Here is a 14286-nt window from a genome sequence, read left to right as displayed (position 1 = left end):
TACCGTGCGGCCGCTGCGCCGGGGGGCCGCGCCCTTCAGTGTTTCCACCGGGGAGCGCACCCGGGTTTGCACCGAGCGATGTTCTGGGACCGGCCACGGGTAATGCGAAAGGTCCATCCGACCCGGGGCCTTCACGGTGCGTTCGTACACTGTGCCCATGACCTCTTCCCCCCGCCCGCAAGCGCAAGACCAAGACCCCTTCCTCTGGCTCGAGGACATCGACGGCACGCAGTCCCTCGACTGGGCCAAGGCCCGCAACGCCGAGACGGTGCAGCGCCACGCGCAGTCGGCGCGCTTCAAGCAGATCGAGCAGGGCCTGCTCGAGGTGCTCGACTCCGACGACCGCATCCCGATGGTCTACAAGGTCGACACCCTTTACTACAACTTCTGGCGCGACAAGGCCCATCCCAAGGGCCTGTGGCGCCGCACCACGCTCGCCGAATACCGCAAGCCGCAGCCGGCCTGGGAGACGGTGCTCGACCTCGACGCACTGGCCGCGGCCGAGGGCGAGAACTGGGTCTGGCACGGTGCCGACTGGCTCTACCCCGGCTATGGCCGCTGCCTGGTCTCGCTCTCGCGCGGCGGCGCCGATGCCGACGTGGTGCGCGAGTTCGACCCGGTGCGCAAGGCCTTCGTCGAGGGCGGCTTCGCGCTGCCCGAGGCCAAGAACACGGTGGCCTGGAAGGACATCGACCACCTCTACGTGGCAACCGACTTCGGCCCGGGCTCGATGACCACCTCGAGCTATCCGCGCATCGTGAAGGAATGGAAGCGCGGCACGCCGCTGGCCGAGGCCGTCACGGTCTACGAGGCCGACACCGAGGACCTCTCGGCCTCGGGCTGGCGCGATGCCACGCCGGGCTTCGAGCGCGACTTCGTCTCGCGCGCCATCGACTTCTACGACAGCGAGACCTGGGTGCGCGCGGCCGACGGCACGCTCGCCAGGATCGAGGTGCCCGACGACGCGGTGGTCGACGTCACGCGCGAATGGCTGCTGATCGAGCCGCGCAGCGACTGGGAGGTGGGCGGCGCGAGCTACAAGGCCGGCTCGCTGCTGGCCGCGAACTTCGACGCCTACATGGCCGGCGCGCGCGAACTCACGCTGCTGTTCGAGCCCACCGACACCAGCGCGCTCGACAGCCATTCATGGACGCGCCATCACCTGATCGTGAACGCGATGCACGATGTGGTGAACCGCATCGAGGTGCTCACGCCGCCAGCGGACGGCAAGGGCCCGTGGCAACGCGAGAGCCTGGGCGGCGCGCCCGCGCTGTCGACCATCGCGGCCGGCGCCATCGACGAGGACGAGAGCGACGACTACTTCCTCACCGTGAGCGGCTTCCTGCAGCCGACCACGCTCTACATCGGCACCCTGGGCCAGGGCGAGGCCGAGCCGCTCAAGCACAGCCCGGGCTTCTTCGATGCCTCGCGCTACACGGTCAGCCAGCACTTCGCGCGCTCGCTGGACGGCACGCGCGTGCCCTACTTCGAGATCGCGCCCAGGGACCTGGTGGCCAACGGCCGCAACCCCACCCTGCAGTACGCCTACGGCGGCTTCGAGATCTCGCTCACGCCCAGCTACAGCGGCGGCATCGGCCGCGCCTGGCTCGAGCAGGGCGGCGTGTACGTGGTGGCCAACATCCGCGGCGGCGGCGAGTACGGCCCGCGCTGGCACCAGGCCGCGCTGCAGCAGAACCGCCTGCGCAGCAGCGAGGACTTCGCCGCGGTATCGCAGGACCTGATCGCGCGCGGCATCACCTCGCCCGCGCACCTGGGCGCCATGGGCGGCAGCAACGGCGGCCTGCTGATGGGCAACATGCTCACGCGCCATCCGGAGCTCTATGGCGCGATCGTGAGCGAGGTGGCGCTGCTCGACATGCGCCGCTACACGCAGCTGTCGGCCGGCGCCTCGTGGATCGCCGAGTACGGCGACCCCGAAGTGCCCGAGGAGTGGGAATGGATCCGCCACTTCTCGCCCTACGAGAGCGCGAAGCCCGGCGCCAAGTACCCGCCCTCGCTGTTCACCACCTCGACGCGCGACGACCGCGTGGGCCCGGTGCATGCGCGCAAGATGCATGCGAAGCTGGCCGCGCAAGGCCACGACACGGCCTTCTACGAGAACCTCGAGGGCGGCCACAGCGCGGCCTCGGACAACAAGCAGTCCGCTTTCATGGACGCGCTGGGCTACGCCTACCTCTGGGACCACATCGCCTGAGCGGCGACGCGCGTCAGCCGCTGTCGCGCGGCGACTCGCCCAGGCCGTAGGGCCGTTCGTCGCGCCACGGGGGCAGGCGCCGCTCGCGGCGGTCCAGCCGCTCGCGCAGCTCGGCGCAGGTCATCGGCCGGCCCGTGCTGTAGCGGCCATCCCGGCAGGGATCGCTGCGCCAGCGCTCGGAGCGGCGCAACGCCTCCTCGCGGTCGAGCTGGCGCAACAGCTCGCCGCAGCTCATCGCGCGGCCCTGGCTGTAGCGGCCATCGTGGCAGGGGTCGTGGACGGGCGGCGGCACGTCGAAACCCGACACCACCTCGGCCGCCGCGACCGAGGCGAGCATCAGCGACAGCGCCAGGACGATCGCCTCCGGCAGCAGGGTGGTCTGGACATGAAGGACATGCATGCGGTGCTCCTTGGCAGATGACCCGCGACCGCGGGCCTGACGCCAGCATCGACCGCCAACATGGAGCCAGCATTGCGTCGCGCGGGGCGCGCGCACGCAACACTCGCGCAATCCAGCCTCCCTACAGTGCGGCACGCCGGAGCTCCGGCGCCGCCCTGAAAGGAACACGCGCGTGCGCATCCTGCTGCTGGAAGACGAACCCGAAATGGCCTCGGTGCTGCTCACCGCGCTGCACCGGCGCGGCATCCTGGTCGACCATGCCACGACGCTGGCCGACGGCGCGCGCCATGTCGAGGCCACGCCCTACGACGCGCTGGTGCTCGACCGCCGGCTGCCCGACGGCGACGGCCTCGCGCTGGTGGCGCGGCTGCGCGCCGCCGGCGATCCCGTGCCGGTGCTGATGCTCACGGCGCGCGATGCGCTCGACGAGCGCGTGCGCGGCCTCGACGCAGGCGCCGACGACTACCTGGGCAAGCCCTTCGCGGTCGAGGAACTGCTGGCGCGGCTGCGCGCGCTGCTGCGGCGCCCGGCCGAGACCCGGCAGGAGCTGCTGCAGGTCGCGCGCCTGCGCTTCGACCTCGCGCACCGCGAAGCCAGCGTGGCGGGGCATCGCATGGAGCTGCCGCGACGTGAGCTGCTGGCGCTGGAGCTGCTGATGCGCCGCGGCGGCCGCACCGTGCTGCGCGAGGCGCTGGAACGCGCGGTGTTCGGCTTCGACGTCGAGATCCAGTCGAACGCGCTGGACACCCACGTCTCGCGGCTGCGCCGGAAGCTCGCGGACACCGGCGCCGGCGTCGAGATCTGCGGCATCCGCGGCGTGGGCTACCTGCTGCGGGCCGTGCCATGAGCACAGCGGCGAACGCGGCGCCCTCCTCGCCCTCCTCACTCAAGCGCCGCCTGGTCCGCCGGCTGGTGCTGCTGCAGGCGGCGATCCAGCTGCTGGTGATCGGCGCCCTGGTGGCCACGGGACACCTGATCAACTTCAGCTCGCCCGAGAACACCGTCGAGATATTGCAGGAGGCGGTGATGCGCGGGGCCGACGGCCGCCTCTCGATGCGCGCGACGCAGCGGCTCGCCGCGCTGCGCGAGGCGCAGCCGCCGCTGTGGTTCTCGGTGCGCGACCGCCAGGGCGGCCGGCTGGTCGAGGGCCGCATCCCGGACGAATTCGCCGACATCGGCGCCACGCTCGACGGCGTGGGGCAGGCCCGGCTGGGCTGGAACATGGGCGATCCGCCGCGGCAGTCGGCGCGCATGCGCTGGGTCGACTCCGCCGCCGGCCCGGTGCAGATCCTCACCGGCGCCGACAGCCCGATCACCTGGCGCAACCTCGGCCTGTCGCTGCTGCTGGTGCTGCTCGAGGTGGTGCTGCCGATCCTGGCGATCACCGTGGCGGCCACGCTGCTGGCCAGCCACGTGGTGGTGCGGCGCACGCTCTCGGGCCTGCACGCCATCGTGGCGCGCGCCGGCCAGATCGACGCCGAGCAGCGCGGCGTGCGCCTGCCGCTGGCCGAGGTGCCGGCCGAGGTGGCGACGCTGGTGGGTGCCTTCAACGATGCCCTGCAGCGGCTGGACGACGGCCATGCGCGGCAGGAGCGCTTCCTGGCCGACGCGGCGCACGAGCTGCGCACGCCGATCGCGATCCTCCACACGCGCATCGAGAACCTGGCCGAGGGCGCCGAACGCACGCGGCTGCTGGCCGATGCCGCGCGGCTGTCGGTGCTGGCGGGACAGCTGCTCGACCTGCAGCGCATGAAGGCCCAGGGCACGGGACGCCAGCGCATCGAGCTGGTGGCGCTGGCGCGCGAGGTGGTGGCCGAGATGGCGCCGCTGGCGCTCGCCGCGGGCTACGAGGTCTCGTTCGAGCCGCTGGCCGCGCGCGTGGAGATCGAAGGCGACCGCGACGCGATCGCGCGCGCGCTGGCCAACCTGGTGCGCAACGCGATCGAGCACGCGGGCGGCATGGGAGCCGTGACGGTGCGGGTGATGCCGCCGGGCGACATCGAGGTCATCGACGACGGCCCCGGCATCCCGGCCGCGCTGCGCGAACAGATCTTCAAGCCCTTCCACCGCGGGCATGCGACCGGGCCCGGCGCCGGGCTCGGCCTGAGCCTGGTGCAGGAGATCGCGCGCCTGCATGGCGGCGAGGTCACGGTGCACGACGCGCCGGGCGGCGGCGCGCTGTTCCGGCTGCGGCTGCGGCCCGGGCGAAGCGGCGAGGCGCCGGCATGAAGGCCGCGCGCCGCTGGCTGCCGTGGCTGCTGTGGCCGGCGCTCTACGCCGCGGGCCTGCTGGCCGCGGCGGCGGCCTTCGCGAGCGCGGCGCCGCTGGCGTGGTTCAACGCGGCCTACCTCTCGCTCGCGCTGGCCATCGCGCTGCTCGAACGCTGGCTGCCGCACGAGCCGCGCTGGCTCGCGGACGACGGCCAGACGCCCTGCGACCTGGCCCACACGCTGCTGACCAAGGGCGCGGCCCAGGTCGTGGCCGCGCTCGCGGCGAGCCTGCCGCTGGCCGGTGCGATGGCGCTGCGGCCCTCGGCGCACGGCACGGCCTGGCCCGTGCACTGGCCGCTGGCCGCGCAGGTGGTGCTTGCGCTCGCGGTGGTGGAACTGGGCCTCTACATCGCGCACCGCGGCGCGCATGAATGGCCGCCGCTGTGGCGCTTCCATGCGCTGCATCACGGCGTGCGGCGGCTGTGGGTGGCGAACACCGGCCGCTTCCACGTGGTCGACAGCGCCTTCAAGGCCCTGCTCGGGCAACTGCCGCTGTACCTGCTGGGCGCGCCGCTCGCGGTGTTCCTGTGGGTGGGCGCGGTGACGGCCGTCACGGGACTGCTGACCCACTGCAACATCGAGCTGCGCACCGGCTGGCTCGACCGCGTCTTCAGCACACCGGCGCTGCACCGCTGGCACCATTCGCGCTCGCCGGCCGAGGGCAACCGCAACTACGGCGAGAACCTGGTGCTGTGGGACCTGCTGTTCGGCACCTGGTACCGCCCGGCGCGGCGGCCGCCGGCGGACATCGGCATCGACGGCGAGATCGCGGCCGGCTTCCTGGCGCAACTGGCGCAGCCCTTCACCGCGTCGGGCACGCGGCGGATCATGGGCCTGTCACCGGTTCCTCGGCACAATGGTCCGCCGAGCCCCCCGGATGCCGGGGACCGGATCGGCAGGACATGAAGGCCCACGCATGAACCTCACCCTCGAACTGATCGGCGCTCCCACCGACGTCGGCGCCAGCGTGCGCGGCGCGGGCATGGGCCCCGACGCACTGCGCGTGGCGGGGCTGGCGGAGGCGCTGGTGCGCCAGGGCTTCGCGCTGGTCGACCGCGGCAACCTCGCGGGCCCGGCCACGCCCTGGGCGCCGCCGGCCAACGGGCTGCGCCATCTCGACGAAGTGATCGCCTGGAACCGCGCCGTGTACGCGGCGGTCGACGAGGTGCTGGGCGCGGGCCACGTGCCGCTGATGCTGGGCGGCGACCACTGCCTGGCGATCGGCTCGATCAGCGCGGTGGCCTGGCATGCGCGCAAGCGCGGCCGCAAGCTGCGCGTGCTGTGGCTCGACGCGCACTCCGACGTCAACACCGAGACCACCAGCCCCAGCGGCAACCTGCACGGCATGCCGGTGTCGTGCCTGCTGGGCCACGGGCCCGCTGTGCTGACCGGCTGGAGCGGCGAACGCGCGGCGCTGCCGCCCGAGGCGATCCGCTTCATCGGCATCCGCAGCGTCGATGCCGACGAGAAGGAGGCCATCCGCACGCTGGGCCTCAACGTGTTCGACATGCGCCACATCGACGAGCACGGCATGCGCACCACCATGACCGAGGCGCTGCAGGACGTGGACGAGGACACGCACCTGCACGTGAGCTTCGACCTCGACTGCCTCGACCCCAACATCGCGCCCGGCGTGGGCACCGGCGTGCGCGGCGGACCGACCTACCGCGAGATGCAGCTGTGCATGGAGATGATCGCCGACACCGGCCGGCTCGGCTCGGTCGACGTGGTCGAACTCAATCCCGCGCTCGACGTGCGCAACCAGACGGCCGAGATCGCGGTGGAGCTGATCGAGAGCCTGTTCGGGAAGTCGACGCTGGTGCGTTAGGCCGCAACGCGCGTGGCCTGCAGCGCGCGCAGATCTTCCAGCAGCAGCGCGAGCGGTGCCGCCAGCAGCGGCCGGGCCGCGTCGTCGCGCGACGCATGGCGCGCGGCGAGCCGCTCGAGCACCGACAGGTCGGGCGCCATGCCCTTGCCTTCGAGCGCATCCGCCAGCGCGGCGAGCGCGCCGGCCGAGGCGCGCGCGGCCTTCGCAATCTCTTCGTTCGATGCCGGCTGCTGCTGCCCGATGGCACGGCCGAGCAGCGCCACGTCCTGCATCAGCCGCGCCATGGTGCGCGCGCGCTGCCGGTGCGCGTCCTTCGGCGCACCGACCGTGCGGTGGCGCCAGGGCCAGCGCGATTCGAGGTCGGCGCCGCCCGCCAGCACCGTGAGCCGCGCGAGCGCGGCGCGGGCGCGCTCGCCGTCGCCCTCGGCCGCGTCGCCCGCGGCCAGCGCCAGCAGCCGCTTCGCCATGCCGCGCAGCAGCGCCGCGCAGCCCGCGTCGAAGCGCGCGCCGGCCCGGTACTCGGCCGTCACCAGCGCCATCGCGAGCGCCACGCCCACGCCGATGCCCATCTGCGCCATGCGCAGCAGCGCCACCTGCAACGCCGAATGGCCGGGCAGGCTGCCGGCCGAGAGCACGATCAGCGCCGCCACCGGCGCGCTGCGCAGGCCCGGCAAGGCGGCGCCGACGAAGGCCAGCAGCAGCACGATCGCGAGCGCGTCGGCCTGCATCGGCACGCCATGGTGCGCGAGCCACACGCCCGCGAGCCCGGCCAGCGCGCCCGCGAAGGTGCCGCGCACGCGGTCCCAGCCGGCCTCGAGCGTGGAGCCGGCGCTCGGCCGCATCACGATCAGCACGCTCATCACGGCCCAGAAGCTCTCGGGCAGCCCCACCAGGCGCGACACGCCCCAGGCGATGGCGACCGCCGCCGCGAGCTGCGCGCCCGCGCGCCAGCGGCCGGCTCGCGCAGGAAGGCCAGGCGGTCCGTGAACGAGAGGCTGGCCATGGGTCAGCCGCGGTTGGGCGACGAGGGCACCGGAAAGGTGGTGGCCGGGCCCGGCGTAGCGGCGGGTGCCGGCGGCGCGGGCTCGGGCAGGTCCTCGGGCTCTTCCGCGCCCGGCTCCTGCCCTTCGAGGAAGCGGTCGAGCAGCGCGAAGAAGCGGTCGTAGAAGCGCTCGTCGGTCAGCGTCTGGCTCGCCACCTTGACCATCGCGTCGTCGCTGCCCGTCCGCGGCAGCGACAGCGAGCCGAAGGCGCCCACGCCCAGGCTCGCCGAGTTGTTGACCTTCTTGAGGCCGTAGCGGTCCTGCAGCGCGGTCGCGAAGGCCACCGTGCTCTTCGGCCTGGCGCCCTTGCCGCCCCGGCCGCCCTCGGCCGCGCAGACCACGCGGAACTCGACCTCCACATGCACCTCGGCCGCGGGCTGGAAGCTCTTGCGGGCCGTCACCAGGTCGGCATTGGCGGCCGTGACCATGTAGCCCTGGCTCAGCAACGCGCGGCGCGCGGCCTCGCAGGTCTGGGCCTCGGTGGCCTCGTAGCTGCGCGTATGGGTGGTGGTGGAGTCGAACTCCTCGGTGTCGTAGGAGACGCGGCGCGAGCCGCCGCTGCCGCAGCCCGCGAGCACCAGCGCCGACAGCAGCGCCAGGACGAGGACGGAAGGACGGGGGCGAAGGGAGATCGAAGGCAGGGTCGGCATGGCGTGGCGGATGCTAACCGGCGGGCTGCCGGCCCGGCTTCGAGCGCGATGAGCAGCCGCGCGTTCCCGGGGATCAGCCAGCGGTCAGGAAAGCACGACGACGTGGTGTGCCCGCGCGCGCGTGGCCGCGATCAGCCGCGCGTTCGGCGCATCGGTCTGCGCCACCCACGCGCGCGCCGCCTCGGCGCTGCGGCCGAACTGCTCGTGCCGGCGCACCAGCCGCGCCTCGCGCAGCGCATCGTCGATGTCCACGTACCAGACCTCGTCGAGCAGCGCGGCCGCGCCGGCCCAGGGCCCGCCGTCGTGCAGCAGGTAGTTGCCCTCGGTGATCACGAGCTGCGTCTCGGGCAGCACCGCGATCGCGCCCGCCACCGGCTCCTCGATCTCGCGCCGGAACTCGGGCGCATAGACGATGTCGCCACCGGGCCGTTGTTCGCGCAGCCGCTGCAGCAGCGCCACGTAGCCGGCGCTGTCGAAGGTGTCGGGCGCGCCCTTGCGGTCGGCGCGGCCGAGCCGCTTCAACTCGACGTTGGCGAGGTGGAAGCCGTCCATCGGCACCACCTGCGCGCGCGCGGCGCCGCGCGCGTCGCGCAGCAGCGCCGCGAGCGTGGACTTGCCGGCGCCGGGGGCGCCGACCAGGCCGAGCAGCTTGCGCTGGCCGCCGGCCGTGAGGGACCGCAGACGCGCGAGGCTGTCGGCGGGAAGCGAGAGAGGAGACTGCGGGGGAGAAATGCTCATCCCCCGAGCGTAGCCGCGCGCGCCGTCAAAAAAACATCAGGGGTACAGACCGCGCTCCTGCCGCGCCATCAGGATCCGCTCGCAAGCCACCGCGTAGGTCGCGGTGCGCAAGGTGATCTTGTGCTTGTCGGCCGTGTCCCAGATCTGGTTGAGGGCGTTCATCATGATGCGATCGAGGCGCACGTTGATCTCGTCCTCGTCCCAGAAGAAGGACGAGAAGTCCTGCACCCACTCGAAGTAGCTGACGGTCACGCCGCCGGCATTGCAGATCACGTCGGGCACCACCAGCACGCCGCGCTCGGCGAGGATGTCGTCGGCCTGCGGCACGGTGGGGCCGTTGGCGCCCTCGAGCACCAGCTTGGCGGTGGTCTTCTTCGCGCGCTCGGCCGTGATCTGGCCTTCGAGCGCGGCGGGGATCAGGATGTCGCAGCCGACGCTCCAGAAGTCCTCGTTCGGCACGATGTCGCCGCCGGCCTTGAAGCCGACCACGCCGTCGGTGCGCGAGATCGGCACCAGCTTCGCGAGGTCGAGACCCTTGTCGTTGACGATGGTGCCGGTGTGGTCCTGCACCGCGACGATCTTCGCGCCGGCCTCGGCGAACAGTTCGGCCGCGACCGAGCCCACGTTGCCGAAGCCCTGCACCGCGATGCGCGCGCCGCGCAGGTCGAGGCCGAGGCGGCGCGCGGCTTCGCGGCCGGTGACGAACACGCCGCGGCCGGTGGCCTTGACGCGGCCCAGCGAACCGCCCAGGTGCAGCGGCTTGCCGGTGACCACGCCGGTGGCGGTGCCGCCGACGTTCATCGAGTACGTGTCCATCATCCACGCCATGATCTGGCCGTTGGTGTTGACGTCGGGCGCGGGGATGTCGGTGTGCGGGCCGATGATGATGCCGATCTCGCTGGTGTAGCGGCGCGTGATCTTCTCGAGCTCGTTCTGCGACAGCTTCTTCGGATCGACGCGGATGCCGCCCTTGGCGCCGCCGTACGGCAGGTTGACGGCGGCCGTCTTGATGGTCATCCAGGCCGACAGGGCCATCACTTCCTCGAGCGTGACGTCGGGGTGGAAGCGCACGCCGCCCTTGCCCGGGCCGCGGCTCATGTTGTGCTGCACGCGGTAGCCCTCGAAGTGGGCGATGGTGCCGTCGTCCATCTCGATCGGCACGTCGACGATCAGCGCGCGCTTGGGACGCTTGAGGGTTTCGACCCAGCGGGCGAGCGGGCCCAGGTAGGGCACCACGCGATCGACCTGCGACAGGTAGGTGCCCCAGGGGCTGTTGGCCGTCGGCGCGACGAAGGAGAGTTTTTCGCTCATGAGAGTCCCTTGGTTGGAATGATGGGCGAACGATAGTCCCGTCCCGCGCGCCGCGCCATGGCTTATGCATGCCGCGACGGGCGGTTATGCAAGAGTCGCTTGACGCCCCCGCGCAGGGCTTTCCTGCTGCGGTGCGGCAGATGACGAAATCGTCATCAACGGGTTATCGATCGCCGGTTTGCGTTCCCTAGAGTCGGTGGCAAGGAAAGACGAAGACCACGCGGCCCACCGGCCCGCTTCGCTCCCACCGGGTTCAACCACCACGTCCCACCACTGAAAGGAACGACGACATGAAGACCTCGCAACACCGCACCGTCCGCACCACCCGCCTGCTGGGCACCGCCGCCTTCGCCGCGCTGCTGGCCGCCGCCGCCGCGCCGAGCTTCGCGGGCAACTACGCCGAGGGCGATCCGCGCCCCGCATCGTTCAGCTCGTCGACGACGCGCGAAGCCGTGACGGCCGAAGCGCGCCAATGGCTCAAGACCGCGCCCACGCAGGGCTACACCGACGGCACGCCGCAGCAGCAGGTGGCCACGGTGTCGGCCAACAGCCGCGCCGCGGTGGCCGCCGACACGCGGCTGTGGATGCAGTCGGGCCTGGCCGCGAAGCAGTCGGGCGAAGCGGGTGCCGACCCGACCCGCGCGGGCTATCGCCAGGCACAGGCCGAGTACACGCGGCTGCGCGCCAGCCCGGCCTACGGCGCGCTGATCGAGCAGCTCGATCGCCAGGCCGCCGCGCACGGCCAGAGCACGGTGCGCTGAGGTCGCGCGGTGGCGTGGCGCGACGGCGCTACGCCACCGTGCTCAGCAGGGCCGCATTGCCGCCCGCGGCCGCCGTGTTGACCGTCACGGTCTGCTCGGCGCAGAAGCGCGGCAGGTAGTTCGGCCCGCCCGCCTTGGGCCCGGTGCCGCTGAGCCCTTCGCCGCCGAAGGGCTGCACGCCGACCACCGCGCCGATGATGTTGCGGTTGACGTAGACATTGCCCACGTGGGCGCGCACGGCCAGCGCCTGGGCGCGCGAATCGATGCGCGTCTGGATGCCGAGCGTGAGGCCGTAGCCGAGCGCGTTGATGCGCTCGATGACCTCGGCCGGATCGCTCAGCGCGCCCGAGCCCCAGCGCACGATCTGCAGCACGGGGCCGAAGATCTCGCTGCGCACGTCCTCGATGGCACCCACTTCATAGGCCGCCGGCGCGATCAGGGTGGACGTTGCGTCGTCCATTGCAGCGGGCGCCAGCACGCGCTTCGCTTCGCGGTCCAGCCGCGCCAGATGGCGGCGGATGTTGTCGGCCGCCTCGCGGTCGATCACCGGGCCGACATCGGTCGCGAGCAGCGCGGGGTCGCCGGCCGACAGCTCGGCCGCCGCGCCGCGGATCATCTCGATCGTGCCGTCGGCGATGCCCTCGTGCAGCACCAGGAGCCGCAGCGCCGAGCAGCGCTGGCCGGCCGAGCGGAAGGCGCTCTGCACGACGGCATCGGCCACCTGCTCGGGCAGCGCGCTCGAGTCGACCAGCATCGCGTTGATGCCGCCGGTCTCGGCGATCAGCGGGACGATCGGACCGTCCTTGCCCGCCAGCGCGCGATGGATGATCTTCGCCACCTGCGTCGAGCCGGTGAACACCACGCCGGCCACGCCGGGCGCGGCCACCAGCGCGGCACCCACGGTCTCGCCGGGGCCGTGCAGCAGCTGCAGCGCGTCGGCCGGAATGCCCGCCGCATGCAGCAGCGCGACCGCTTCGCGCGCGATGGCCGGCGTCTGCTCGGCGGGCTTGGCGAGCACGGTGTTGCCGGTGGCGAGCGCGGCCGCGACCTGGCCCGTGAAGATGGCCAGCGGGAAATTCCACGGGCTGATGCAGACCCAGGGTCCGCGCGCGGTGAGCCGCAGCTCGTTGCGCTCGCCGGTCGGGCCGGGCAGCAGCACGGGCTGCATCAGGCGCTCGGCCTCGTCGGCGTAGTAGCGCAGGAAGTCGATCGCCTCGCGCACCTCCGACACCGCGTCGCCCCAGGTCTTGAAGGCTTCCTTGACGAGCAGCGCGCACAGGCGCGGCAGTTGCGCCTGGAAGGCATCGGCCGCGCGGCGCAGCGCGGCGGCGCGCGTTGCCACCGGCGTGTTGCGCCAGGCGCGGAAGGCCGTCGCGCTCGCGGCCACGGCGCGCGCGGCGCTCGCGGGATCGGCCTCGGGCACGACCGGCACCGCGGTCGCGGCCAGCGCCGCGAACAGCGGCGCGCGCATGGCGTCGACCGTGAGGTCGAGCCCGTCGCTGTTGCGCCGCGCGGGCGCCGGGCCGTAGAGCAGCGGCGGCAGCGGCAGTTGCGGGCTCTCGCGCTCCAGCCACAGCGGCGAGACCAGCAGCGTGGCGATGGGCACGCCGGGGTCGCCGAGCTGGTTGACGAAGGAGGAGTTGGCGCCGTTCTCGAGCAGGCGGCGCACCAGGTAGGCCAGCAGGTCCTTGTGGCGGCCGACCGGCGCATACACGCGCACCGAGGCGCCGGTGTGCTTCATGACCTCGCGGTAGACGCCCTCGCCCATGCCGTGCAGCCGCTGCAGCTCGAACGGCGCGCCCTGGCGCTGCGCCATCTGCAGGATGGCCGCGATGGTGCCCGCGTTGTGGGTGGCGAACTGCGGATAGATCGCGTCGGGCGCGGCCAGCAGCGCCCGGGCGCAGGCCAGGTAGCTGACGTCGCTGTGGTGCTTGTGGGTGAACACGGGGTAGTGCGGCAGGCCGAGTTCCTGCGCGCGCTTGATCTCGGCATCCCAGTAGGCGCCCTTGACCAGCCGGCACATCAGCCGCAGGCCGTAGCGGCGGGCGATCGCGGTGACGTGCTCGATCAGCTCGAGCGCGCGCGTCTGGTAGGCCTGCAGCGCGAGGCCGAAGCCACGCCATTGCGGATGCTCGGCCGCGACGCGGGTCGCGAGCGCGTCGAACACGTCGAGCGAGAGCTCGAGCCGGTCGACCTCCTCGGCGTCGATGGTGAGGTTGATGTTGGCCGCGGCCGCGCGCTCGCACAGCAGCCACACGCGCGGCACCAGCTCGCGCAGCACGCGCTCGCGCTGCGCGTCCTCGTAGCGCGGATGCAGCGCGCTGAGTTTGATCGAGATGCCGTCGTTGCGCTCGGGCGCGGCGGTGGGATCGGCGCCCTGGGCGATCGCGGCGATGGCGCGGGTGTAGCTCTCGAGGTAGCGCAGGGCGTCCTCGTCGGTGCGCGCGCCCTCGCCGAGCATGTCGTAGCTGAAGCACAGGGCGGACTGCTTGCGGTGCGCGGCACGGGCCTCGTCCATCGCCTCGGCGATGGTCTGGCCCAGCACGAACTGCCGGCCCAGCAATTGCACCGCGCGCAGCGTGGCGGCGACCACGGTGCGCGCGCCGAGCCGGGCCATCAGGCCCGGCGGATGGTCGGCCTCGGGCAGGAAGCGCTTGGACATCGCGATCGCGGCCGACGACAGGCGCGACAGCGTGGAATCGGCCGCGCCCGCGAAATCGGCGCGGCCGAGCTGGTCGGCCGTGAGCGCGATGGCGGTCTCGGCATCGGGCACGCGCAGCAGCGCCTCGGCCAGCCGCATCAGCGCGAGGCCTTCGGCGCTCGAGATCGGGTATTCGCGCAGCAGGCTCTCCATGGCCCAGAACGGCGGCGGATGGTCGCGCACCGCCTGCACCCAGGGCGTGGCGACGGTCGAGGCCGCGGTCCAGTCGAGCGCACCCTCGAGCAGGGCGAGTCGATGGGCGACGACCTCGGGTTCGGGTCGGTAGGGGTCGGGCAGGCGCATGTCTTCTCCTTGGTTGGATTGGCTATGGTCCATGCCTCGATGGCGAATTTTTCACCAAAATTCGAC

The 14286-nt window shown here is 72.6% G+C and carries 12 protein-coding genes; 6 read left to right on the top strand and 6 right to left on the bottom strand.

Annotated features, from left to right (window positions below):
* Positions 1-157: 157 nt before the first annotated feature.
* Positions 158-2215, top strand: coding sequence for a prolyl oligopeptidase family serine peptidase (locus ACEN9J_RS23370; RefSeq protein WP_413762188.1), 2058 nt, complete (start codon positions 158-160; stop codon positions 2213-2215).
* Between the two features lie 13 nt (positions 2216-2228).
* On the opposite strand, the gene ACEN9J_RS23365 is transcribed toward ACEN9J_RS23370, so the two are convergent.
* A complete protein-coding gene (locus ACEN9J_RS23365; RefSeq protein WP_413762187.1) occupies positions 2229-2615 on the bottom strand; it encodes a hypothetical protein in 387 nt (128 codons plus the stop codon).
* 172 nt (positions 2616-2787) lie between these two features.
* Between ACEN9J_RS23365 and ACEN9J_RS23360 the strand changes: the two genes are divergently transcribed.
* From ACEN9J_RS23360 to rocF, 4 genes are read left to right on the top strand one after another with little or no spacing between them, the layout of a single operon-like run.
* On the top strand, positions 2788-3462 hold the full coding sequence (locus ACEN9J_RS23360; protein ID WP_057594023.1) for a response regulator transcription factor: 675 nt from the start codon (positions 2788-2790) through the stop codon (positions 3460-3462).
* Positions 3459-4844, top strand: a complete 1386-nt coding sequence (locus tag ACEN9J_RS23355) for a sensor histidine kinase (RefSeq protein ID WP_413762186.1) — start codon at positions 3459-3461, stop codon at positions 4842-4844. The genes ACEN9J_RS23360 and ACEN9J_RS23355 overlap by 4 nt, the downstream gene beginning before the upstream one ends.
* Entirely contained in the window at positions 4841-5791 is a 951-nt protein-coding gene (locus ACEN9J_RS23350; protein ID WP_413762185.1) for a sterol desaturase family protein, read from the top strand. Before ACEN9J_RS23355 ends, ACEN9J_RS23350 begins: the two co-directional genes overlap by 4 nt.
* A gap of 10 nt (positions 5792-5801) precedes the next feature.
* Entirely contained in the window at positions 5802-6713 is a 912-nt protein-coding gene (rocF, locus tag ACEN9J_RS23345) for an arginase (protein ID WP_057594021.1), read from the top strand.
* On the opposite strand, the gene ACEN9J_RS23340 is transcribed toward rocF, so the two are convergent.
* From ACEN9J_RS23340 to ACEN9J_RS23325, 4 genes are all read right to left on the bottom strand, one after another.
* Positions 6710-7723 carry an FUSC family protein gene (locus ACEN9J_RS23340; RefSeq protein ID WP_413764598.1) on the bottom strand — a complete coding sequence of 338 codons (1014 nt, stop codon included), beginning with the start codon at positions 7721-7723 and terminating at the stop codon, positions 6710-6712. The genes rocF and ACEN9J_RS23340 overlap by 4 nt on opposite strands.
* Positions 7720-8406 (bottom strand): DUF2242 domain-containing protein, encoded by a 687-nt coding sequence (locus ACEN9J_RS23335; RefSeq protein ID WP_413762184.1) that lies wholly within the window; start codon positions 8404-8406, stop codon positions 7720-7722. Before ACEN9J_RS23335 ends, ACEN9J_RS23340 begins: the two co-directional genes overlap by 4 nt.
* Before the next feature lie 84 nt (positions 8407-8490).
* Positions 8491-9144, bottom strand: coding sequence for a nucleoside/nucleotide kinase family protein (locus tag ACEN9J_RS23330; protein WP_413762183.1), 654 nt, complete (start codon positions 9142-9144; stop codon positions 8491-8493).
* A gap of 36 nt (positions 9145-9180) precedes the next feature.
* Complete coding sequence (locus ACEN9J_RS23325; protein WP_057594017.1) at positions 9181-10455, bottom strand: Glu/Leu/Phe/Val family dehydrogenase; 1275 nt, start codon at positions 10453-10455, stop codon at positions 9181-9183.
* Positions 10456-10745: 290 nt separating this feature from the next.
* Here ACEN9J_RS23325 and ACEN9J_RS23320 point away from each other — a divergent pair, with 290 nt between their 5' ends.
* Positions 10746-11216 carry a hypothetical protein gene (locus tag ACEN9J_RS23320; protein WP_093354401.1) on the top strand — a complete coding sequence of 157 codons (471 nt, stop codon included), beginning with the start codon at positions 10746-10748 and terminating at the stop codon, positions 11214-11216.
* A 28-nt stretch (positions 11217-11244) separates the two neighbouring features.
* Here ACEN9J_RS23320 and ACEN9J_RS23315 read toward each other — a convergent pair whose 3' ends face one another.
* On the bottom strand, positions 11245-14220 hold the full coding sequence (locus ACEN9J_RS23315) for an L-glutamate gamma-semialdehyde dehydrogenase (protein WP_413762182.1): 2976 nt from the start codon (positions 14218-14220) through the stop codon (positions 11245-11247).
* Positions 14221-14286 lie beyond the last annotated feature (66 nt).

The sequence above is a fragment of the Variovorax sp. Varisp41 genome (assembly GCF_047325085.1).
In the GTDB taxonomy this organism is placed as follows: Bacteria; Pseudomonadota; Gammaproteobacteria; order Burkholderiales; family Burkholderiaceae_C; genus Variovorax.
The sequence above is the reverse complement of the archived record's forward strand: the minus strand, read 5'-3'. Positions and strand labels throughout refer to the sequence as shown.